The following is a 21,598-nucleotide window of genomic DNA, read 5'->3' on the forward strand; positions in this document are numbered from 1 at the left end:
ACTTAGTTCTTTGTCGGAAGTTTCGTCCAGTCCTTGTGAATGTAGTCCTTGGCTGCGTCCACGGCAATGAGCACATGGTCGTTGGCGGCTCCGTAGGCACCGTCGTAGTTGAAGTGCTGCACCTTGCTGTCGAACTCACCGACATATTCCAGCGAGCCGTCCACGGGGCTGTACCACCACACGTTCTTCTTCGCACCGCTGATTTTGCTCAGGTCGATGTCCATCGGACGGTTGGTGTAGGTGTAGACCAGGAGGTAGTCGTTGCCACGGGTGGCAATGGCGCGGTCATAGCGGAAGCCGTTCTCTCCGGAGATGACGCTCTGGTCGGGCACGCGCTCGAAGAAGGGGAACGAAAGCATGAGGTTCTTCACATGCTTCATCTGGTTGAAGCCGGGGTCCTTCAAGGCATCATACCAAGTCTTGGTAGCACCGTAACCGCCGTTGGTGGCAGGCTTCACCATCTGCATGATGGAGTTGTGCCCGTAGGTGTGTCCGAACGAACCGGCGAATACCGACCAATAGGCGTAACGGCGGACGTCGGGCGCTTTCCACCAGGGTTCGCTGGGGTCATGCAGTCCCTGCGGAATCTCTTCGTAGCTGGGTTCTCCGTCGATGACGGGCTTGGCAGGAGTCTTGGCAAGCGCAGCCTCCACATAGCGCCAGTTGTCTTCAGCCACAGCTGCCTCGGCCGTGTTGTCGCCGTCTCCACGTGTCTGGTCATAACGACGGTGTCCGCTCTGGAACATGTTGAAGTCCAACCAGTCAGCATCATGGAACCAGTAGATGGAGCTGGTGCGTCCGAAGGGGTGGAAGGTCATCAGGTGGTTCTTGTCAATGGACTTGATGGTACGGGCAAGGGTCTCCCACACCTCGGTCTTCACATCGCCGCGGATGTCGCCACCGATGAACCAGATGATGTTGGGCGAGTCCTTGTAACGCTCGGCAAGGAACTTGCCGTAGGCTTCCGCCTCCTTCTCGTTCATCAGCCCGGCTTTCACCAGTCCGCCCCAAATGCAGACCATGCCGATGTAGATGCCGTTCTGCTCGGCCGTCTTGATGATGTAGTCCATGTGGTCCCAGTAGCCATAGACACCCTTCTTGTTGATGTCCTTGAAGTTGAATCCGTCGGGGAAGGAATACTGCCCGTAGAAGTTCATGGCAGGCACGGCGTTGACCGTCTGCACCTGCACGACGTTGTAACCAGCCTCGCGGCACTTGGTCAGGTAATAGGCAGCCTCGTCACGATTCAGCTTCTCGGGGAGCAACCATCCGGTCTCTCCCATCCAGAAGAAGGGCGTACCGTTCTCGTGCTGCAGGTAGCGTCCGTTGTCGGACACCTGGAGCTTGCCGTTCTGCCACGGCAGATACACTTGGGGTTCGTCTTCGGCGAACAGACTTCCTGCAACGAAGAGGAAGAGCATCGTCAAGATTGAAATCTTTTTCATAGTGTTTGTATGTGTGTTAAGTGATTATTGATTGCTTGTCAGCGGGGGCTTTCCCGTCCGTTCACTTTCCAAGGAGGACGTACTCTCCACCCGGCTCGGTCTTCAAGTCGTAGAGGTAGGTCTTCTTCAGCTCCACGGGATTAAGCTTCGCCTCCTTGTTAATAAGAGGTGCGGCGACCGGGTCGACGGCATAGAGCGGATTGTCATTCTCCCCTCTTGCCTTCGAGAGGCCCTTGCCCGAGAGGCGGTTGAGCGAACGCAGGCGGCAGTTGCCTCCCAAGCGCGACTTCACCACCAGACGGCTCACCTTGCCTTCTTTCCAGGTAATGTCCAGCTCGAAGCCTCCGCGTGCCACCAATCCCTTCACCTCTCCTTCTTTCCACACGGAAGGCAGGGCGGGCAACAGGTAGATGAAGCCGTCGTAGCTCTGCATCAGCATCTCGGCGATACCGGCGGTACAACCGAAGTTGCCGTCAATCTGGAAAGGCGGATGCGCATCAAAGAGGTTCGGATACGTACCACCCTTCTTCTTCTCGTTGCGCACGAGCGTCAGCTGGTCGGTGATGAGCTTGTAGGCATGGTCACCGTCGAGCAGACGTGCCCAAAGGCAGACCTTCCACCCCATGCTCCATCCCGTCGAGGGGTCTCCCCGGTGGATGAGCGACGTACGTGCCGCATCGAACAGCTCCGGCGTGCGGTAAGGAGAAATCTGGTTGCTGGGGAAAAGTCCGTAGAGATGTGACACGTGGCGATGCTGGTCGTCGGGGTTGTCCCAGTCGAACATCCACTCCTGCAACTGTCCCCAGCGGCCCACCTGCATCGGGGGCAGCTCGGTCAGGCGGCTCTTCAGGTGGGCGGCATAGTCGGCGTCCTCACCCAGAATCTCCGACGAACGGATGACGGCGTGCCACAAGTCGAACACCAGCTGGTTGTCCATCGTACAGCCGGCTGCCGTCGTAGCCTTGTTGTCGCTCCCGGCATGGGTGTTCTCGGGCGAGTTGCTCGGACACATCACCAGCCAGCCGTGGGTCGGCTCCTTAATCATCACCTGGTCGAAGAAGAGGGCAGCCCCCTTCAGGATGGGATAAGCCTTGCGCAGGAACTCCTCGTCCCCGGTGTAGAGGTAGTGTTGCCACAGATGTTGGCACAGCCATGCACCGCCCGAAGCCCACATGCCCGAAGGAGAATTGTCGATGGCACCCGTCACGCGCCAGATGTCGGTGTTGTGATGGAGCACCCAGCCGTCGGAGCCGTACATCACCTGCGCACTCTCCTTGCCGGTCTCGCTCACCTCGCGGATGAGGCGGAAGAGGGGCTCGTTGAGGTCGGTCAGGTTGGTGACTTCCGCCGGCCAGTAGTTCATTTCCAGGTTGATGTTGCAGGTATACTTGCTGTCCCACGAGGGGAAAAGCTTGTCGTTCCAGATGCCTTGCAGGTTGGCAGGCTGTCCGCCGGGCTGCGAAGAGCAGATGAGCAGGTAGCGCCCGAACTTGAAGTAGGTCGCCACGAGGAAGGCGTCGTTGGTCTGCTTGAAGTTCTCCACCCGCTTGTCCGTCGGGACGTCGGCATACCGGTCTTCGCCCAGATGGAGAGAAGTACGGTTCTGGAACTGCTCGTAGTATTTCACATGGCGGTCCTTGGCATCGGCATAGTCCTTGCCGACAGCCTTCGCCAGGTAGTCCTTGGCACGGGCGATGTAGTCTCCCGTGATGTCCTTGTAGTTGTTGAAGTTCGTCCCGATGGACGTGTAGATGATAGCCTCATCGGCATGCTCCACCGTCAGGACTCCGTCGCGGTTGGTCACCACACCACCCCGGGTCTTCACGGTCGTGCGTCCCTGGAACTGCACCTTGCCCTTGAGTGCCTCGTGGAGCGAAGAGACTCCTTCGAGCGTGATGTCATTGCCTTCGGAGGTAATGATGACATCCTGGTGCGGACTGGTCATGGTCGCATTAAACGTCACCTTCCCGGGCTGGCTTGCCGTCACACGGGTGATGACAACCTGGTCGGGAAACGAAGTGAAGGTCTCGCGTTGGAAGCGTACCCCGTCGACCTCGTAGCGCACCACGGCACGGGCGGAGTCCAGGCTCAGCTCGCGGTAGTAGTTGGTGTAGCGGGTGTGTCCGGGGAAGTTCAACCGCAAGTCGCCGAAGGGCTGGTAAGGCATACCCTGATTGGTCTTCGACTTGACATGTGCCGTGCACAGGTCCTGTGCCTCCTTGTACTTCCCCGCCAGCACGAGCTCGCGTATCTTGGGCAACCACTCCCGCGCTTCGGGACTGGGGTTGTTGTTCGGGCGTCCTGCCCAGATGGTCTCTTCGTTGAGCTGGAGATGCTCGGCTGCGGGGTTGCCGTAGAGCATCGCGCCCAGACGTCCGTTACCCAACGGGAGGGCTTCCGTCCAGACATGCGCCGGCTGGTCGTACCACAGCTTGTACTCCTGTGCCTGCAGAGGGAGAAGCGTCAGCCCCCATGCGGCGGTCATTAACAGTTTCTTTATCGTCATAGTATCGGTTGTTTAAGGGAGGATGAATAACGAGTCTGCCTAGTTCTTCTTGGCTTTCTTCTCGGCATTACGCTTGTTCACATAGTCCTTGAAGAGCTGACGCCAGTTGCGTCCGTTGCTGTTGAGGTACTGCTCGCACTTGCTCTTGTAGACCTCGAACACCTGTGAGATGGCTTTCATGCTCTTGCACTCCAGCGCCTCCTCGCGTGCCTGCTTCAGGTAGCCTTCGATGACGCGCGCCTCTTCGTCGGTCAGGTCGGGGACGATGGCATAGTAGCCCTTCATGGTGAACGCCACCTTCCCGACGGTGTATCCGTCGAAGACCTGCTCTACCTGCTCCGGCGTCAGGACACGGTTCAGGTCTTTCAGCAGCCGGGCGTGCACAGACTCCGGAATGCTCTTGTCCGCCATCATCTCGCGCTCTACCTTGCTGAGCTTGCGGCCCGTCGCCTGGTCCACTTCGGGGATGATGGTGTAGGGATGGGTGTTGTGCCAGTCGCGCACGGCACGGCGGTGGTTATAGACCGCTGTCGTGGCCAGGTTGGCAGCCTTCTCGTCGGTGAGGTTGAGGGCGGCGATGATTTCCTGCGACTTCTTCAGCACCGACTCGTCGGCAGCAGCGGCGCGCACGGCATCCTGCCCGAAGAACTTGCCCAGGTCGTTGACCGAGCGGATGGCGTTCTCGGGCATCTTCTCGCCTTTCTTGCCGAAGCTGTAGAGGTTCTCAAACGGCTCAATGGTCACCTTGCTCTCGTCCAGCTTGCTCTTGTCGAGGCGGAACACGTCGGCGAAGAAGTCATAGACCGCATTGCGCTTGTTCGGACCGAAGTCGTGCCCTTCCTTGGGCAGGTGGACGTTGGTCACCTTGTCGGCAGCGCCGTAGAAGCCGTAGACCTTCTGCAGGTAGGGGAACTCCAGCCCCGGCGTGCTGGCGGTCCAGTCCTTCCCGTCGGACACCACGCACATGGGCTTCGGAGCGAAGAGGGCACCCAGCTCGGCATTGCAGGTGCCTCCGCCTGCCAGTGTCACGGGCATGCCGCTCTCACAGGGGCAACCGCCGTCGAAGTGGGAAGCCAGGCTTACCACCGGACAGGCTGCCGTGTAGCGGTCGTCGAGCACGGAGAGCAACACCGTCTGCGTGCCGCCACCCGAACCGCCGTTGACTCCCACACGGGTGATGTCGACGTCCTCACGGGTCATCATGTAGTCCAGGATGGAGATGCCGTTCATCGCCTGGATGATGTGGGCGATGCTGGTGTTATGTCCCACTGAAGACACCTGGAGCGCAGACTCTCCCCAGCCGAACAGGTCGTAGTCGACACAGATGGCGCCCATGCGTGCCAATGTCCCCATGCGCTGCTGCTGGTCCTCGCGGTAACGTCCGTTGCCGAAGTGGCCGTTCGGGCAAATGATGAGGGCATGCTTGCCCTTGCCCTTCGGCGTGTAGATGGAGCCGCAGACATACAGTCCGGGCAGGGTCTCCAGGGCAAAGTTCTGCACGGTGTACCCGTCGTACTTGCGCACCTTCGACAGGATGGGTTCGCTGCCGGTGCGCTGGGCGAGGTACTTGTCTATCTGGAGGCGTTCGCGCACCTCCTTTTTCAGCACGGCCTTGCGTTGCTCGAAGCTTGCCTTGTCGGTGTAGAGCGTGCAGAGGTAGTTCAGCAGCTTCTCTCCGTCGGCATCGGTGCGCCGGGCATATTCATAGCGTTTCAGCTTGTAGCGCGTGTCGCTCTGCTTGACGAACTTATAGTCGAACGGGGCGAGTACGTTGGTGAGCGACTCCTCCACCGAATAGGGGCGGATGCGGAAGTCGGCATACGGCAGTGTCTTGCCCACGGTGTCGATGTCGTAGGCGAGACGGACGTTGAAGCGCGTGGAGATTTCCTCCAGGACTTCACCCAGCGGACGGGTGAACTTCCCTTCAAACGTGTTTTGTGCCTGTGCGGAGAGCGCCGCGCAGGCGAGCAATGTGAGTGTCAGTTGTTTCTTCATTGTCAGCATAGTATGTATCAAAGGTTCTCAGATAGCTTTCGTCAAGGTATGGGTACCGCTCTTCACGGTGCGCGGAGTGGTGTCGCCGGGCAGGTAGACGTCCGCCGTACAGTTCACGGGGACACTGACACGGAGGCTGAAGTTACCGCCCTTGCGGGTCCACTCCACGGAGACCTCGCCGTAGAGGGTGTGGCAGGAGGCCTTCACTTCCTTCAGGTCGCCCACGGCTTGCGGACGGATAATCAGGTGCTGGCAGCCGGGCTTGTCCGATGCGGGGAGAATGCCCGCCAGCGAGCGATAGAACCACTCCTCGATCTGTCCCATCATGAAGTGGTTCCAGGACGAGCCTTGCCGGGGGTCCCACTGTTCGGTGAGCGTCGTGGCGCCGAACTTCAGCTGGAAGCCGTAGCCGGGCGCCTCCTCGTGGTTGTGCATGGCGTACATCAGGTCGTTCAGCCCGTTGTCTGCCAGGACGCGGAAGAGGTAGCGGTTGCCCACGTCGCCGGTGGTGAGGCGTGTGCCACGGGCACGGATGTCCTTCACCAGGTTGTCGAGCACCGCCTGCCGACGGTCGGCAGGCACCACGTCCATGAAGAGTGCCAGGGCGTTGGCACACTGGCTGCCGGTATCGTACTGGTTGGTGTCTGCGTGGAAGAAACGGGCGTTGAATGCCTGCTTCACCTCGTCAGCCAAGGCTCCGTAGGTCGCCGCGTCGTAGGCATTGCCCACCATACGTGCCGCCTCGACGAGCTTGCAGAGGTCCATGTAGTAATGTGCCGTGGCAACGATGGCTATCGAGGTGTTGCGAGAGAAGCCTGCCTTGTGGATGCCGTCATAGTCGTACCAGTCGCCCAGTCCGAAGTCGACGATGTGGCCGTCGGCACGGGACGTCAGGTAGTCCACGTAGCGACGCATGCAGGGATAGTACTCGCGGATGAGCGAGTCGTCGCCGTATGCCTCGTAGTACATGAAGGGGAAGAGGATGAGCGTGCTTGCCCACTCGGGGGACTCGGCAAAGGGGTCCATGCCCGGACCTTCGAAGATGACGTAGCGCGGAGCCGTGGTCGGCACCATGCCGTCGGGCTGCTGGGAGTCCGCCACGTCGCGGATGACCTTCCGCCCGAAGGTGGTCAGGTCGTAGTTGTAGAGCAGGCCCGGACCATTGAGGTGCACCTCCTCCAGCCAACCGAGCTTCTCACGGTGCGGACAGTCGGTGAACACGCCCTGCATGTTGCTGCGCACGGCACGGTCGATGAGGCGGTGTGCCGCGGTGAAGATGGGGTTGGAGCACTCGAAGTGTCCGGTCTGCGGGGCGGAGTTGTAGACGAAGCACGACTGTATCTTCCGGATGACGGGGAGCTTGCGGGGATTCTTCTGCCCTTTCATCACCGCTCCCTCGACCTGGATGTAGCGGAAGCCGTAGTAGGTGAAACGCGGGTGCCAGGTCTCCACCCCGTCGCCCTTGAGGGTGTAGGTGTAGTAGTACTGCCGCCCGGTCTGCCGCTGGTTGACGGCATGCTCCGGCGTCAGTGCCTCACCGACGAGGATGGTCACCTGCTGGCCGCGCTTGCCCTGCACGGTAATCTCGGGGAAGCCCGCCAGGTTCTGACCCATGTCGAACATCAGTGCCGACGGGTCCACGGTGCGCTTGGTAGACACGCAGGCGGAGTCGACCTCGGCAGGGGTGAGCTTGTGCGTCCGCTGCACGTCATAGCGTTCCATGATTTTCACGGGCGGTGCCTGTTGGGGGCGCAATGCTCCCCGGGGCGCCTCCTGCAGCACGACGGGGTTCCACGCTGCGTCGTCGAATCCGGGGCAGTCCCACCCGGGCTGCTCCAGACGGGCATCGTAGTCCTCGCCGCCGTAGAGGGTGTTGAAGGTGATGGGGCTGAGAGCGTACTTCCAGTCCGCACCGGACTTCACCACCTCGCGCGTGCCGTCGGCGTAGTCAATCACCAGCTGGAAGAGCAGGGTCGGCGCACCGAAGGCTACCTGGAGCTTGCGGTAACGTCCGCCTCCCATGACATTGTAGAAACCGTTGCCCAGGAGGACACCGGCGGCGTTCGCTCCCGGCTTCACGAGGTCGGTCACGTCGTAGGTATTGTAGTAGACGGTCTTGTCGTAGTCGCTGATGAGCGGTGTGAACTCACCGTCGCCCACCTTCGTCCCGTTGAGCGTCAGCTCGTAGTGCCCCAGTCCGCAGACGTAGGCCGTGGCGCTTGCCACCCGGCGGGATGCCGTAAAGTCCTTCCGCAGGCAGATGCTGCGCCACGCCAGCGAGTCGACGGCATCCCAGGCAGCCTTCGCCTTCTTCAGGCGGGCACCCTCGTAGATGCGTCCTTCCGGGAAGCGAGCGTCCTGATTCGTAATGGCACCAATCCAACGGGCATCGAAGAAGTCCGCACGGGGTGCCAGACGGAACTCTCCCTCCCGGCTCCATGCCGACGGACGGTCCTGCTCGTCCCACACGCGTACCCTCCAGAAATAACGCTCCATGGGGCGGAGCGACGTCCCGCCATAGGGCACCCACTGACTCTGGTCCGAAGCGGTCTTTCCACTCTCCCACACCACGGTCCGGCTGTCTCCCTGACGGGTATAGACCTCGACGGCATAGGCAGACTGCATCGTGCCGGCCTCGCCCTCCAGCTGCCACCCGAAGCGGGGCGTGGAGGCGGACAGTGCCAGCGGACGTTCGGCAGTCTCGCACGTGATGCGGGTTACGTCAATGGCTTGCAGCGTTGTCGCTGCAAGCCATGCGAGCATTCCGAGGAATGCAGTTCGTTTCCTGTTCATTCGTCTTGTGTTATTCGGTTACTCATCGTTCAAAGGACGTCGGGACAGACGAGGCGTCCCAGGGTGTCGGCATGTCCCACCTCCTTGCCGTCGACCAGCACACGCAGGCCCTTGCCCAGGTGGTAGCGGTCGCCGTTCTTGTCCCAGAGGATGGTCAGGTTGCGTCCGTGGTAGAGCACATTGTCCAGGCAGAACCAGTCCCACTTGTCCGCCGGGACGAGGGGATGCACCTCGAGGGTGCGGTCGGCACGCGGACGCAGACCGACAAGTCCTGTGATCACCAGGTCATTGAACGTCGAGTGGTTGTAGTAGCGGCTGCGCTCGCGGTCGCCCATGAGCCACTGCCCGTTGGTCTCGTCAAGGTACTCGCCGATGTACGGACGTCCGCGGCGGTACTGCGACTCCACGTACAGTTCCATCTGACGGAAGAAGACGCTGTCGGTCACCACGGGGGTCTCGGTGCTGTTCAGGTAGTTCGCCAGCCCGGTGAGCGTCTGCGACGTGGCGAAGGGCCAGATGGCACCGTCCCACTCGCAACGTCCCACGCCGTGGGTGCGGAACTCCGGGTGGCGGCGCTCGGCGGTGGTCAGACCGAAGGGAGCGGAGAAGCCCTTCTCGTCGGTGAGTTGCAACCAGGCGACTTCATACTTCTTCTGGTTGTCATTGGGGAGGTTGAAGTACCAGGGGATGTAGCCGATGGCCTCGCGCACGTTGGCGAGCGAATCGGGACGGCGGGTCTCGAAGAACTGCTGCTCCTCGTTCCATAGCTGCGTCTCGATGAGGTGCTTGAGCGTGTCCGCCTTGGCGGCATAGAGCTTCGAGGCGGCGTCATCGCCCTTCATGGCTGCCATCTTCGAGAGCGCCAGGGCGTTGCCGTACATGTAGCTGTTGATGGTCGGACGGGCATACTGCTTCTTGCGGCCGCCGCTGATGCTCTCCTCCATGCCGTCCTGCACGTCGCCCTGCCAATAGAGTCCGCTCTTGAGGCGGTTGGTGCTCTCCCAACGCTTGTACTCGGCATCGAGGTCGCGATAGAGGTCGAGCATGTAGTCCCGGTCGGCGTCCACGAGGTAACGCTCGTAGACGGCGGCGGGGTTCCAGGAGCTGAACTTGTTCATCTTCTTCATGGCACCGCCTTCATTGCCGCGGTACCACGTGTGGAGTATCTGGTCCAGGTACTGGGGGTCGCGCAGCCAGCGGCTCTCATGGATGTGGTGACCGATGGCGCACGCGATGAGATTATACTTGTCGGCGTAGGAGCGTTGCACGAGGAACTCCGTCATGCCGTATCCCGCCGGGGTGTTCTTGATGTGCTTGCGGAGGGTCCACCAACGGTAGTAGAACATCTCCTCAAAGTTCTTCTGAGGACACTCGAACAGGGGGACGTTCGCCCGCATCCACTCGGCAGCCTGAGCGTTGGGGATTGCCTGGACGATGTTCTCGTCCTCCATCGTGTTGAAGTAGTCCACGTAGTGCTTGAAGTTGTCGAACTTCAGCAGGGCAGCCTGCCCGTCCACGTCGTTCGACACCGTCTTGAAGTTGGCAATGCGGAAGGTTGCCTGCGGCTCCTCGGCGCCCGGATTGGGCATGTCCTCGAACTGGTCGGCCCAGGTGTCGGGTGTGGGGAAGCTCGTGCGTGCGCCCGTGCGGAACTTGATGCGCTCGATGCTGTGCACCGGGGCAAAGAACATCCGGGTCACCTTCTTCTCGCCGTTGTTCAGCGTCAGGACGGAGCTGCGGTTCTCCACCGAGAGGTCCATGCGGATATGGTAGACCTTGCCCGGCTCGTAGTTGCACACCGTCCCGTAACGCGCTCCTCCCTTGGAACGCATGATGCCTTCCTTCGTCAGGTCGATGCGCGCGCAGGCGACCCCGTCCTCATCGAGGAACTCAATCTCCAGCTCGCCCGCGTTGTTCTGGTCCGCCATCAGGTCGAACGAGACGGTCAGGTTCTTCGTGGCGGGAATCTTGCGCTCCGCCATCGCTGCGGCAAAGGGGTCCTTGTCGCGCAGGGTGAGCCACGTCTTGCCGGCTTTCTCTTCCAGCGACACCGGTGCCCAGACGTACGAATTGAGGTTCCACATGTCGAGGTCCGCCAGTTTCCTGTAGTCGGCAAAGTCCTCATCGGCGTGTGAAGCCGCCACTGTCTGCACCGGAACGGGGATGTGGGTGACCCACATGTCCTCCTTGCCTACGCTGAAGCTCACCCACAAGTCTCCGTCGGGCGGCGTGCCGTTGCCCTCCTGGATGCCGCGTGCATACTGCGGACCGAAGGACTTGTAGTTGCCTGCATAGCGCATGGCGGGCACATCGCCGTAGACGAGGTTGAGCGTGGTGTACTCCAGTCCGTCACGGCTCAGCGAGATGGCAAGCGGCCAGCGGTACTCCGCCGGGTTGTAGATGGTGGCGTACGTGCCGTCGCTCAGCCGCTGTCCCCAAATCTTGGCGTTGCTGTTCACAAAGCCCTTCGCACGGAGCACGGGTTGCGACCAGGTGTTGCCGCCGTCCGCACTGACCGAGGTCAGCGCATGCTTCCACAGCGCAGCAATCTTGCCGTCAGGCAAGGTGTACCAGTTGAATGCCTTGTACGCCTTGTTGAGCGGGATGAGCGGTTCGTCGCGGTCCGCCTCCTCCACCCACTGCATGCGGTAGAGCGGATTGGCAAGGATTTCCTCACATGCCTGCCTGAACGCCTTGTCCTTGGCTTTCGTATAGAAGGGGTAGGCAGCCTTGTACTTGCCGCCCTTCTCCGGGTTGAAGTCGTGGTTCAGATAGATGAAATAGATGGGTCCGAACGAGCCGTCCGCCTTGATTTCGCGCACGACACGGCCGATGCCGTTGCCGTCGTTCGGGTCGTCCTCCTTCTTGTGCAGGCAGATGCCGTAGTTGCCCATGGCTATCAGCTTGCCCGACTTGGAGACGTAGAAGCCCACACGCTGGTGCATGATGGCCTTCGTCCCCTTCTCTGCCACATAAGGCAGGTCGGACTTGCGGAAGCCTTCGGGCACCTCATAGGCAGGGAACAGCTCCACCGGGTCGGTCCAGGTATAGCCGTCGGCGGAAGTCTGGAGGAATGTGACCGAGGGCGGCACATGCTCGTCGACCGGGTCGGACAGGTAGTGCATGTAGAAGCGTCCGTTCCAGTACGCCATCATCGGCTGGTGGTTGTACGTCCAGCCATTGCCGTTCGAGGCGGACGGCTTCTCGCGGTTGGCACGCATGGTCTGTATGTTGTGCACACCCACCACGGGCGACAGCCTTCCGTCATGCGCGTTCGGGTCGGATAGCTCGGTGCCGGTGTAATGGATCAGCTCCTGAGCTGTCAGGCTGCCCACGGAGAACAGGGCAGCCGCAAACGTCATCACAAGTTTGTTCGAATAGTTCATAGGTAATATAGGATTGTTTTTTCAGTCGTTGCATTCAGGGAGTATCCGTTCACTTCGCCTGGTCGAGCAGGCCTTTCACCACGGCTTCGGGGGCGCGGAAGATGGTGCCGTGCTTGTGTCCCTTGGGGATGCTCACACTGTCGGTCATCGGGGTGAAGTCGGCAAAGTCGCGCGTCTTCACCGCTCCGTAGATGTGGTTCTGGTAGTCGTCAAAGTAGATGAGGTAGTCGTCGCCCAGCTTCTCCACCGAGGGACCTTCCACCAGGAACCCGGTGAAGGGCGACGATGCGGCGGTGTAGGGTCCCGTGGGGCGCTTGGCGAACGCCACCTTCAGGTTGCGGTTCGGACGGGTGTTGTCCTTGAGCACCATCACGTAGTCCTGCTCGCCCCGTTTCACCAGCGTGGCGTCGATGCAGCTGAAGCCCGGGTCGTAGAGCAGCTCGGGAGCGGAGAAGGTCTCGAAGTCCCGGGTGGTGACGTAGTAGAGGCGGTGGTTGTTGTTCTCTTCCTCCACGCCCAGGTCGAACTTCCGCTCGGGGACACACGACGAGTAGATGACCATGTAGCAGTCGTTCACGTCGTCATAGAACCACTCGGGCGCCCACACGTTGACCGTTGACGGCATGGAGTCCATCGCAGGAATCCGCCGCTGGTCGCTCCAGTGCACGAGGTCCTTCGAGCGTGCATAGCCGAAGCCCGTGTTGCCGCGCCAGGAGAGCGTCCACACCAGGTGGAAGATACTGTCCTTGCCCACAATGATGGACGGGTCGCGCAGGATGCTGTCGCCCAGCTCCGGCTTGAGCCAGGTCCCCGGCACACTGTCCCAGTGGATGCCGTCCGCACTGTAGAGGAAGCGCAGTCCCTCGTTGGCAGGTTCATGGAAAGAAGTAAACATATAGTAATCCTGGGGAGCTTCGTTTGCGGGTTGGCTGCATGCACCCAGCGAGAGCAGCGCGGAGAGTGCCACTCCGACCTTGGTCAGTGTTTTCATATTCAGATGGAATGTTTTAAGTTGGTTCATTACTCCAGGTTGACAAAGATACACAAAAGATGACATTCATGTACGCACATACGACTCCGGGAACGCCCCAAGGTTTAACATTCAACGCATCTTTTAAGTTTCTTTCAGAGCCGCAACGAAACGGGCGCTCCCGCCCCTCCTGCTCCCGGCGGGAAAGGCGGACGCCGGCAGGGAAACCGTGCGTCCGTCTCTCCGCACGCCAGCCCCGCTCTCTCCCCCGGAAGGAAGTCCGACAGGGGTGCAGGTTGTGCCCGGCGAACAGCGGAACGGACAGATGACAATTTGTCAAAATGTCAAACGAATCGCCCGAGAAGGGCCTTCCTTGCACCCAACTGCGAGTTGGTGAGCAGAAAGCGCCTTCTCGGGCGATTCGCAAAATACACATTGTAGTTCCTTTCCTCGTTTTCCTGTCTTTTCATTCCACACTGACACGGATTTTCCGCTTAAAAGTCAGCAAACCATCCGGAAAGTCGTCAATATAACAGATGAGAAACAGGACGCCTCGTCCGTCTAAAAATGAAAACAGGTAAAGAATCCAGACAAAACAGAGGCCTCTTTTCGTGCGGACGCGTCGCCACGACGGTACGGATGGGTCGGTACGGTGGTGCGGACCTGTCCGTACGACGGTGGAAACGGGTTCACACCGTGCCGGGAAAGGCTTCGCACCTCCGTTTTTGTGTTAACAGGATGAAAATACCGACCCATTCCGACGGTCGTATCTTAAAATATGTATTCAACTTTTCTCTAGAAGAGATGAAACTGTCAAAGTACGCGTCAGCTGAAAATGCCAAATCGGGAAATTATGACAGAGAAAACCGCCGAATGGCGTCAGTCTGTCAATTCGCTTCCTCCCTCACGGCACGGACCGGCAGCGCATACGCATGTCCGGAACAGGTGAAGGGGTCGACCACCTTGACATCCCCCCGGAACATCATCGTATGTCCGCAGGAGGGCGCATCAGCAGGCGGAGCGGGCGCCGGGCCCGGCTTATGGTCGCGGTAGGCATTGCCCGCTGTCCAGTAATATCCGAACTTGGCATAGTCGACGACCTTTCCGTTCACATAGGTCCTCATGCCCTGTGCAGGCAGGAAGACCGTGCCGGACTTCGTCTCGTCGCAGTAGAAGCGGAAGCCTTTCTGCGTGTCGTCCCACGTGCCGTTGGCATCTGCCATGACGGGCGGTCCCTCCTTCAGGACCGCACAGCGGGTGAATGCCGTGACGGGCGGCACATGGAAGCCCGGGGTACTCCACTTCGGCCATCCCGCACCAGCCGAGGTTGACCGGCATGAACTCGAAGACGCGCACGTATGCTTCCTTTGCATGGAACGTCTTCACGCGGATGGTATGCTCCACGTCGGCAGAAGTCACCCAGATGTGCCACGACCAGATGACCTGCCCGCGTTCGTCCTTCAGCACAATGACCGCATTCCCCTCCTTGATGGTCTCCCGGGGGACGGCAAACGAGATGGTGCCCCGCCCCGGCTCGGCGTGGTAGCGGACGTCCGTCACCAGCCCCGGTTCGTCCTGCCACAGGATTTCCGCCGAAGTCAACGGGTAGGCATAGCCCTCGTCGATGTAGGGCTTGGTGATGGGGTTATTGATGTAGTTGACGAACTGCTTGAGCACGTAGGGGTTGGTGCTGGTGGAACTGTAGGCTGCCGGGTTGTCGGCTCCGTTGCGGATGGCGTTGCCGTAGACAAGGGGGAAGCAGTAGTGCCCCGGTCCGTTGATGACGTAGCAGTTCGCCGTGTTCTCCACCGCGTCGGCACCCGTCCGGTTCGAGAGGTTCCACGGACGGTCCGCCGTTCCCCTGGGCGGTGTGTTCATCAGCTTCTCCGCCGCCCCGTTGTGGATGACGGGCGCCTGTTCCCGGACATACAGCGAGTAGGACCGGGGCTTCGTGCTGCCTTCCCCCGACCCGACAAAGCCGTTTGTCCAGCGGGGAGGCACGTCGGTCCAGCTCTTTCCGCCGTCCAGCGAATAGGTTTCGCTCCAGGCGACAGGTTCCTGCTGCCCGGTCACCACATGCGTGCGGTAGCTCGTCACGGCGTATTCATCGTATTCGCCCCGGAAGGAATAGGGCCGCGGACCCTTCGCCTCCAGCGTGTACACCCAGTTGATGGACGTGGTGGAGATGCGGTAAGTAACGGTCTTCCCCATGGGCCACAGGGTGCCGCCGATGGAGGCTGTCAGCAGGTAGTCCTCGGTGCCGTCGTTGAAGAGAATCTCGATTTTTGCTCCGGCAGGCAGGGTCTGCGGCAGCATCATGAAGGTCTGCGGTCCGGTGGTGAGGGACACGTCGGCTGTCCCTTCCGTCGGTGTGTCAAGCTCCTGAACGAAGGCCGAGGGGTTGTCCACCGACGACCACTGTGCCGCGCCAAGGTCATAGACGCCGGACGTACAGACCTCCTTCAGGGTGATGCGCCGGATGGTGCCCGGACGCATGTCGTCGCCACAGACGAAGCGCACGGCGGTCAGGGCATGGCGGAACGTCAGCGGGACTGCCTGGTGGTGGTCACCCGGCAAGCCGTCGGTCGAGGCGACCAGCAGGTCCTTCTGCTCGCCGGCTTCGGCAGGGATGACACAGCGCAGGGTCGGCGCTCCCGCGGCGTCCGCACCGGAGAAGGCGTAGGCATCGTTCCCGCGGGGTGCATAGGCGAAGAAGCGCAGGCGGCAGGTGCTGCCGGGCCAGTAGTAGGTGTTGGCGGAAGCCCAGACTTTGCCGGACGGGGCGACTGCCACGTCGTACATGTAGTTGGGCGTACAGTCGTCGCTCCAGTCGCCGGTGTAGGCGTATGCCGACACACCGAAGGTGTCGTAGAAGTTGTCCGTACCGACCGGCAGGGCACGGACCGGCGCCGGGGTGTCCTGTCCGTCGGTCAGGGAAGCGGACACAATGGTGTCGGCATAGAGTTTGCCACCTTGATGCCGATGACCTCCACCTTCATGTTCTCGGCGGGGCACTTGGCCTTGACAACCACCTGCGACAAGGCATGGCGGAAGTTCATGGGCACACCGGTCTCCTGGTTGGACTCCTTCGTTTCGGTGTTACAGGCGATGACCAGGTCCTTCTGTTCCTCGACCTTCTGTGCGGGCGTGAAGTCGGCAATCGTCCGAGTGGTCTCGTTGAGCGTCACGCCCTGTGCGTCAGCCGGTGCATAGCCGTAGAAGTCCAGCTGGAAGGCGGGCCAGTAGTAGGTTCCTTCAGTCGCCCACTTGGCTCCGCTTTCCGAGCCGTTGACGGCGACTTTGTCCATATAGACTTTTCCGTTGCCACGGCAGTCACCTTGGACTGGTCCAGGTTGGCTACGGTCACCGAGGTACCGCGGGTCATGCCTTCCACGAGCGAACGGAAGGAGATGGCGCTCCGGTTCGTGTCGAGTGTTTCGTCGTTTGAGCAGGATGCCAGTGCGGCGACGCTCAAAGTCATGAATAAGAGTTTCGCTTTCATAAGTTATACATTAAATGGATAAAACATAGACAAGTGTATGTGCCGGGGCGGTACCGGTCCTGCCGACGGGCAGCCTCATCCGCCACCTCACATGCGCAGGGGCACCTCGACCTCCTGCCAGTCGTCGACAGTCGGACGGAAGCCGCTCCCGTTTGCCAGGGGCTTGGGCAGTGTCAGCCCGTCGAGCACGATGTGGACGTTGCGCGGGTCGGGGGCGTGACGCACCTGGTCGGTGACGTCGAACGTGTAGTAGACCTTCTTGCCGTCAGGCAGCTGCACGTAGATGCGCAACAGGTGTTTTCCCGTCGCTCCGGCGGGAGGACCGAAAGTCAGGAAATCTGCCGTGATGGTGGACTTCCCGTCGTGTGTCGCCTCAAAAGGGAGGGTCACCGGATGGCCCGACGGCTCGCCGGTGCCAAGCAGAAGTCCGTCGGACAAGCCCGTCAGCGAACCGCGGAGGCTACCCGTACTGCCGAGGTAACCGAGGTTGGAGACATTGCGTATCTCCACGGTGTACCGGCAGACCGAGGGAGCGGGGCGGAAGATGACACGCCGCTGGTCCGGGCTGTGCCCGATGGTGAATGTCTCGAGCCGGTCGGTCCATATCCGGTCGGGGGCGTTGCGGAACTCTTCGCCGTCCGTCCCCGGCAACTGCCCCGACACGCCTCCGCCGGTACAGGCACGGATGGAGTCGAAGCGGTCAGTGTGTTCGTAATGCAGGAATTCCGTGTCGCTGTTGACACACACGGCGCGGTAGTTGCCGGCGGGCAGCCGGATGCTGCCTCCGTGAATGTCGGCGAACTCGTAGACAAGCGCCTCTCCCCCGCCTTCGGGGAAGAAGTAGACCTTCATGGACGCCGGGTCCGCATCGGGCGAACGGCTCCAGTCGAACACCACCTCCACATCGTCCGCCTGCAGGCAGCGGCAGCAGAAGTCCTTGTGTTCACAGCCGGCAAGCAGCACGGCGAACAGGGTCAGCAGGATGTACAGGTTTCTCTTCATCGTCTGCCTCCTTTCCTTATATTATAGTTGTTCCGTCCCAGGAGCCAGACGAGCGTGATTTCCGCTTTCGTCGGTCCAAACCAGTGACGGCGCGACCGGCGTTGCCAGGCATAACAGGTCTCCGTGGGGATATACGTGTCTTAAGTGCCACCCAGATAGCCCACGCCCAACCCGAAGTCCAGGTTGAAGCGGCGCGCCACAGGCAACGAGTAGCCATAGCTGATACCGGCGCCGTAGGTCCAGTGACTGAGGTATCCCTCGCCACCCCACTCGAAGTCGTAGGTCAGTCCCTGAAGGTAAATGCCGAGGTGATGTCCGGTGAGAGGCTTCTCTTCCGCCTTCCTGCCGAAGTAACGCCGCAGTTCCAGTTCGCCGCCGTAAATCCGCCAATAGCGATGACGCGTGTCGTTCTTCCACCAGGCATACATCCAGCCGCCCGAGAGCGACCAGCGATTGCCGAGATAGAACTCCAGCGCCAGGTTCGGCACCAGCAAGGCATCGTAGAGCAGATTGGTCTTCACCGCCATATAGAGTGAATAGACGTAGGAGGTGTCCCGTTCGACCAGCGTACGGACGCACTCGCGCTCGATATAAATCGTGTCCTGCACGGGACAGGGAATTGCCGCCCCGTCCGTCGCAGTCTGCAACGGACCGTCGGTGTAGACCCTCAGGTGGGAGCAACGCAGGCTCGGGAAGAAGTGCCGTTCCATGTAGCGCCAGGGGCTGCCTCCAGCCAGCATGCTCAACTGCCTCTTCCGGCTATCGGTCACCACACCGTTGGTCAACACCCACTCGGGAGTGTGGCGCAGGATGTGAAGCACCGTGTCACGGTGGGGCATGTCCGACTGTTCGACGAGGCGTTCCAGTCCGTCCCAATCGACGCCCAGCGAACGGGTGTCCATCCGAGTGAAGAGGCTGTGGGGTACCCGTGTACGCAGATAGTCCCCCAGCGCGTTCGTGCGGCGCCGGGACTAGTGCAGGTTGAAGTCAGCCCGTCCTTCCGGCGAAGCACCAGAGACAATCTCCAGCCTCCGGACGGCATCCGGGGAACCGTCAGCCAACCGACGCAGCGCATCGAGCACCGACGAGAGGTGTACTCCGTTCTGCCGGTAGTCCTCATCAAGCCGTGCGTCTCCCTGACGGTAGTAAATACGGAGGTCCAATGTATCGTTCTGTGCCTGTATCCGGGCAGCAGCCGTTCCGCAGAGCGACAGCATCCCTGCCCACAGAAGGACCTTAAGTGAATGTATCCTCATATCGTTTCGACCTTTTCATTTGACAGACGAAGGAGAACGTCGGCGAAACATCCAGCCGGCCTCCTTCCTTAGCACTGCAAAGTACGGAAGTTCAGGAGGGAAACGTCTGAAGAAAAGTCCTGATGTGTTTGCGGAAAGTATCTGAAGAAGGAAGAGAGGAGAGCCGTTCCGCCGAAAGGCATCCCCGTAAACAAAGAAAGGCACCCCCAGACCGAAGAAGCCTGTAGGTGCCTTCCCATCTCCCCGTATCTATGAAAAAGGCTGCATCCCGCGGTTAGGAGATGCAGCCCTTCTTAGAATTGACGGGGGTCCGCTGTGTGTGGATTATTCAGCACGCAATGTGAAGCGTTTGAATGCAGTCACGGTCAAGTCCTTGTCAGCAGCCTTCAAGAAGTCGGCAACTGTCATCTTGGCGTCCTGGATGTACTCTTGCTTGAGCAAGCAAACCTCCTTGTAGAACTTGCCGATGCGGCCCATGGCAATCTTCTCGATCATGTTCTCGGGTTTGCCTTCCTGACGAGCCTTGTCAGCAGCGATTTCCTTCTCTTTAGCCAATACGTCAGCAGGAACATCTGCTTCGCTGATGGCAAGCGGGTTCATGGCAGCCACCTGCATAGCCACTTCGTGACCGATGCGTTCAGCACCTTCCACAGCCTTGTTCAAGGCAACCATGGTGCAGAGGAAGTTCTTGTTCTGGTGGTTGTAAACGGCGATGACAGGAGCCTCGATGGTCATGTAGCCATCCAGTTCCATCTTCTCTCCGGTGATGCCGCTGCGGTCGGTCACAGCCTGAGCCACAGTTGTGTCGCCCAAGGGGAGTGCCTTCACCTCGTCCAAAGTCTTGCACTTGTGTGCGATGGCAGCATCCAGGATATCGTTGGTCAGCTTCACGAAGTCTTCGTTCTTAGCCACAAAGTCGGTTTCACATTTCAAAGCGATGATTGCACCGAATCCGTCGGCAACCTTAGCCAGCACACAGCCTTCAGACGCTTCACGGTCAGAACGCTTGGCAGCTACAGCCTGTCCTTTTTCACGGATAATCTTCATTGCCTTGTCGAAATCGCCTTCAGCTTCGGTCAAAGCGTTCTTGCAATCCATCATACCGGCTCCGGTCATTTTGCGGAGCTTGGTAATATCAGCCATACTTACAGCCATAGTTTTCTTCTTTTTATTGGGTTAATGAATATTCAAAAGGGAGTTTTATAAAAAAGGATAAGAGTTGAAGGCTGAAGGTGAAAGTACAGGGACGGAAACACATCTCAACTCTCAACTCTCAACTTTCAACTCTTACCTATGTAGTTGCTTCAATCAGAGGATTAAGCTTCGTCTTCTTTAATGAAAGCAGCAGCTTTACTTGCATTGATAGCCTCTTCGGTTGATTTGTCGAGACGAGCCTTGGAAGCACCTTTCTTTCTGGTCTTCGGAGCTTCGCCGGCAGCTTCCATGTCAACTTTCTCGGCTTTTCTTTCTTCCAGACCTTCAGCGATGGCACCACAGCAAGCGTCGAGGATAACCTCGATAGACTTGTTGGCATCGTCGTTAGCCGGGATTACGAAATCCACGTTGTTAGGGTTTGAGTTCGTATCAACGATTGCAAATACGGGGATACCCAGACGGTTGGCCTCACGTACGGCAATGTTTTCCTTCATGACGTCAACCACGAACAAGGCAGACGGCAGACGGGTCAGGTCGGCAATGGAACCGAGGTTCTTGTCCAACTTGGCACGTTGACGGGAGATCTGGAGGATTTCTCTCTTGGAGAGGTTGGAGTAAGTACCATCGCTTGTCAGTTTGTCGATGGTAGCCATCTTCTTCACAGCCTTACGGATAGTCGGGAAGTTCGTCAACATACCACCCGGCCAACGCTCGATTACGTAAGGCATGTTTATAGACGCAGCCTTGTCGGCTACGACTTGCTTAGCTTGTTTCTTAGTAGCAACAAACAGGATTTTCTTTCCTGATTTAGCGATTTGCTTCAGAGCCTCGGCTGCTTCATCAACCTTAGCTACTGTTTTATGGAGGTCAATGATGTGAATACCATTGCGTTCCATGAAGATATACGGAGCCATTGCGGGGTTCCACTTTCTTTTCAAGTGACCAAAGTGGCAACCTGCTTCCAATAAAGTATCAAATGTTACTCTTGACATTGTGTTTATTCTTTAAATCGTTTACATTCTTTTTTGTTTTCACCAACCACCGGGTAGTCCATCTTTCGGGAGTCCCGACAGTTTAGATACTAAACGAAGTTTCAAGTCGCTAAGTTCTTGAGTTTTTAAGTTCCTTGAGTTCTAAGCGACTTCCTCACGGAAGCACCACTTACAAACTTATAAACCAAAAAACTTATGAACTCAAATCAACGTTTACTGAACTGGAATCTTCTACGTGCCTTCGGACGTCCCGGTTTCTTACGTTCAACCTCACGAGCATCGCGTGTCATGAAGCCTTCGCTGCGCAGCGCTTTCTTATCGTCCGGATTGATTTTAACCAATGCACGTGCAATGGCCAGACGGAGAGCCTGAGACTGTCCGGTGAAACCACCACCGCAAAGATTAACCTTAATATCATATTTTTCAGCAACACCCAGCTTGTTCAACGGTTGCTTTACGACATACTGAAGAATAGTTGATGGAAAGTACTGTGCAAGGTCGCGCTTGTTAATAGTAATCTTTCCTGTACCTTCGCTAACGAACACGCGAGCGATCGCGCTTTTACGTCTGCCTAATGCGTTTACTACTTCCATTCT

The 21,598-nt window shown here is 59.1% G+C and carries 13 protein-coding genes and 1 pseudogene; all 14 read right to left on the reverse strand.

Annotation, left to right across the window (positions count from 1 at the left end; genetic code table 11):
• Nucleotides 1–2: 2 nt before the first annotated feature.
• The gene (locus M3087_RS10830; RefSeq protein ID WP_369861207.1) at nucleotides 3–1,421 is read right to left on the reverse strand and encodes a glycoside hydrolase family 140 protein; all 1,419 of its coding nucleotides are present in this window, start codon (nucleotides 1,419–1,421) and stop codon (nucleotides 3–5) included.
• Between the two features lie 85 nt (nucleotides 1,422–1,506).
• The gene (locus M3087_RS10835) at nucleotides 1,507–3,930 is read right to left on the reverse strand and encodes a glycosyl hydrolase family 95 catalytic domain-containing protein (RefSeq protein WP_249095706.1); all 2,424 of its coding nucleotides are present in this window, start codon (nucleotides 3,928–3,930) and stop codon (nucleotides 1,507–1,509) included.
• A 60-nt stretch (nucleotides 3,931–3,990) separates the two neighbouring features.
• Nucleotides 3,991–5,946 (reverse strand): DUF3826 domain-containing protein, encoded by a 1,956-nt coding sequence (locus M3087_RS10840; protein WP_106625729.1) that lies wholly within the window; start codon nucleotides 5,944–5,946, stop codon nucleotides 3,991–3,993.
• 27 nt (nucleotides 5,947–5,973) lie between these two features.
• Nucleotides 5,974–8,739 carry an alpha-L-rhamnosidase gene (locus M3087_RS10845; protein WP_249095679.1) on the reverse strand — a complete coding sequence of 922 codons (2,766 nt, stop codon included), beginning with the start codon at nucleotides 8,737–8,739 and terminating at the stop codon, nucleotides 5,974–5,976.
• A gap of 29 nt (nucleotides 8,740–8,768) precedes the next feature.
• Nucleotides 8,769–12,125: an MGH1-like glycoside hydrolase domain-containing protein gene (locus tag M3087_RS10850; protein ID WP_249095681.1), complete on the reverse strand. Its 3,357-nt coding sequence runs from the start codon at nucleotides 12,123–12,125 to the stop codon at nucleotides 8,769–8,771.
• A gap of 49 nt (nucleotides 12,126–12,174) precedes the next feature.
• Entirely contained in the window at nucleotides 12,175–13,116 is a 942-nt protein-coding gene (locus tag M3087_RS10855; protein ID WP_249095683.1) for a glycoside hydrolase family 43 protein, read from the reverse strand.
• Nucleotides 13,117–14,133: 1,017 nt separating this feature from the next.
• Complete coding sequence (locus M3087_RS10860; protein ID WP_249095685.1) at nucleotides 14,134–16,110, reverse strand: fimbrillin family protein; 1,977 nt, start codon at nucleotides 16,108–16,110, stop codon at nucleotides 14,134–14,136.
• Nucleotides 16,026–16,403 (reverse strand): fimbrillin family protein, encoded by a 378-nt coding sequence (locus M3087_RS10865; protein WP_249095686.1) that lies wholly within the window; start codon nucleotides 16,401–16,403, stop codon nucleotides 16,026–16,028. The genes M3087_RS10860 and M3087_RS10865 overlap by 85 nt, the downstream gene beginning before the upstream one ends.
• 281 nt (nucleotides 16,404–16,684) lie before the next feature.
• Entirely contained in the window at nucleotides 16,685–17,599 is a 915-nt protein-coding gene (locus tag M3087_RS10870) for a DUF5119 domain-containing protein (RefSeq protein WP_249095689.1), read from the reverse strand.
• A pseudogene (locus M3087_RS14380) lies at nucleotides 17,596–18,501 on the reverse strand (DUF3575 domain-containing protein). Before M3087_RS14380 ends, M3087_RS10870 begins: the two are co-directional and overlap by 4 nt.
• A gap of 69 nt (nucleotides 18,502–18,570) precedes the next feature.
• A complete protein-coding gene (locus M3087_RS10880; RefSeq protein WP_249095691.1) occupies nucleotides 18,571–18,855 on the reverse strand; it encodes a hypothetical protein in 285 nt (94 codons plus the stop codon).
• 324 nt (nucleotides 18,856–19,179) lie between these two features.
• Nucleotides 19,180–20,010, reverse strand: coding sequence for a translation elongation factor Ts (tsf, locus tag M3087_RS10885; RefSeq protein ID WP_022385707.1), 831 nt, complete (start codon nucleotides 20,008–20,010; stop codon nucleotides 19,180–19,182).
• A 161-nt stretch (nucleotides 20,011–20,171) separates the two neighbouring features.
• Entirely contained in the window at nucleotides 20,172–21,002 is an 831-nt protein-coding gene (rpsB, locus tag M3087_RS10890; RefSeq protein WP_022385708.1) for a 30S ribosomal protein S2, read from the reverse strand.
• A 206-nt stretch (nucleotides 21,003–21,208) separates the two neighbouring features.
• Nucleotides 21,209–21,595: a 30S ribosomal protein S9 gene (gene rpsI / locus M3087_RS10895; protein WP_022385709.1), complete on the reverse strand. Its 387-nt coding sequence runs from the start codon at nucleotides 21,593–21,595 to the stop codon at nucleotides 21,209–21,211.
• Between the last annotated feature and the right edge of the window lie 3 nt (nucleotides 21,596–21,598).

Source organism: Mediterranea sp. ET5 (assembly GCF_023337025.1).
Lineage (GTDB): Bacteria > Bacteroidota > Bacteroidia > Bacteroidales > Bacteroidaceae > Phocaeicola_A.

Excerpts from the sequence above, each read along its gene's own strand:
- M3087_RS10865 (WP_249095686.1), bottom strand. The coding sequence starts at position 16,403 with ATGGACAAAGTCGCCGTCAACGGCTCGGAAAGCGGAGCCAAGTGGGCG.
- M3087_RS10835 (WP_249095706.1), bottom strand. The coding sequence starts at position 3,930 with ATGACCGCCGCATGGGGGCTGACGCTTCTCCCTCTGCAGGCACAGGAG.
- M3087_RS10855 (WP_249095683.1), bottom strand. The coding sequence starts at position 13,116 with ATGAAAACACTGACCAAGGTCGGAGTGGCACTCTCCGCGCTGCTCTCG.
- M3087_RS10870 (WP_249095689.1), bottom strand. The coding sequence starts at position 17,599 with ATGAAGAGAAACCTGTACATCCTGCTGACCCTGTTCGCCGTGCTGCTT.
- M3087_RS10830 (WP_369861207.1), bottom strand. The coding sequence starts at position 1,421 with ATGCTCTTCCTCTTCGTTGCAGGAAGTCTGTTCGCCGAAGACGAACCC.
- M3087_RS10840 (WP_106625729.1), bottom strand. The coding sequence starts at position 5,946 with ATGAAGAAACAACTGACACTCACATTGCTCGCCTGCGCGGCGCTCTCC.
- tsf (WP_022385707.1), bottom strand. The coding sequence starts at position 20,010 with ATGGCTGTAAGTATGGCTGATATTACCAAGCTCCGCAAAATGACCGGA.
- rpsB (WP_022385708.1), bottom strand. The coding sequence starts at position 21,002 with ATGTCAAGAGTAACATTTGATACTTTATTGGAAGCAGGTTGCCACTTT.
- M3087_RS10880 (WP_249095691.1), bottom strand. The coding sequence starts at position 18,855 with ATGAGGATACATTCACTTAAGGTCCTTCTGTGGGCAGGGATGCTGTCG.
- M3087_RS10850 (WP_249095681.1), bottom strand. The coding sequence starts at position 12,125 with ATGAACTATTCGAACAAACTTGTGATGACGTTTGCGGCTGCCCTGTTC.
- rpsI (WP_022385709.1), bottom strand. The coding sequence starts at position 21,595 with ATGGAAGTAGTAAACGCATTAGGCAGACGTAAAAGCGCGATCGCTCGC.
- M3087_RS10845 (WP_249095679.1), bottom strand. The coding sequence starts at position 8,739 with ATGAACAGGAAACGAACTGCATTCCTCGGAATGCTCGCATGGCTTGCA.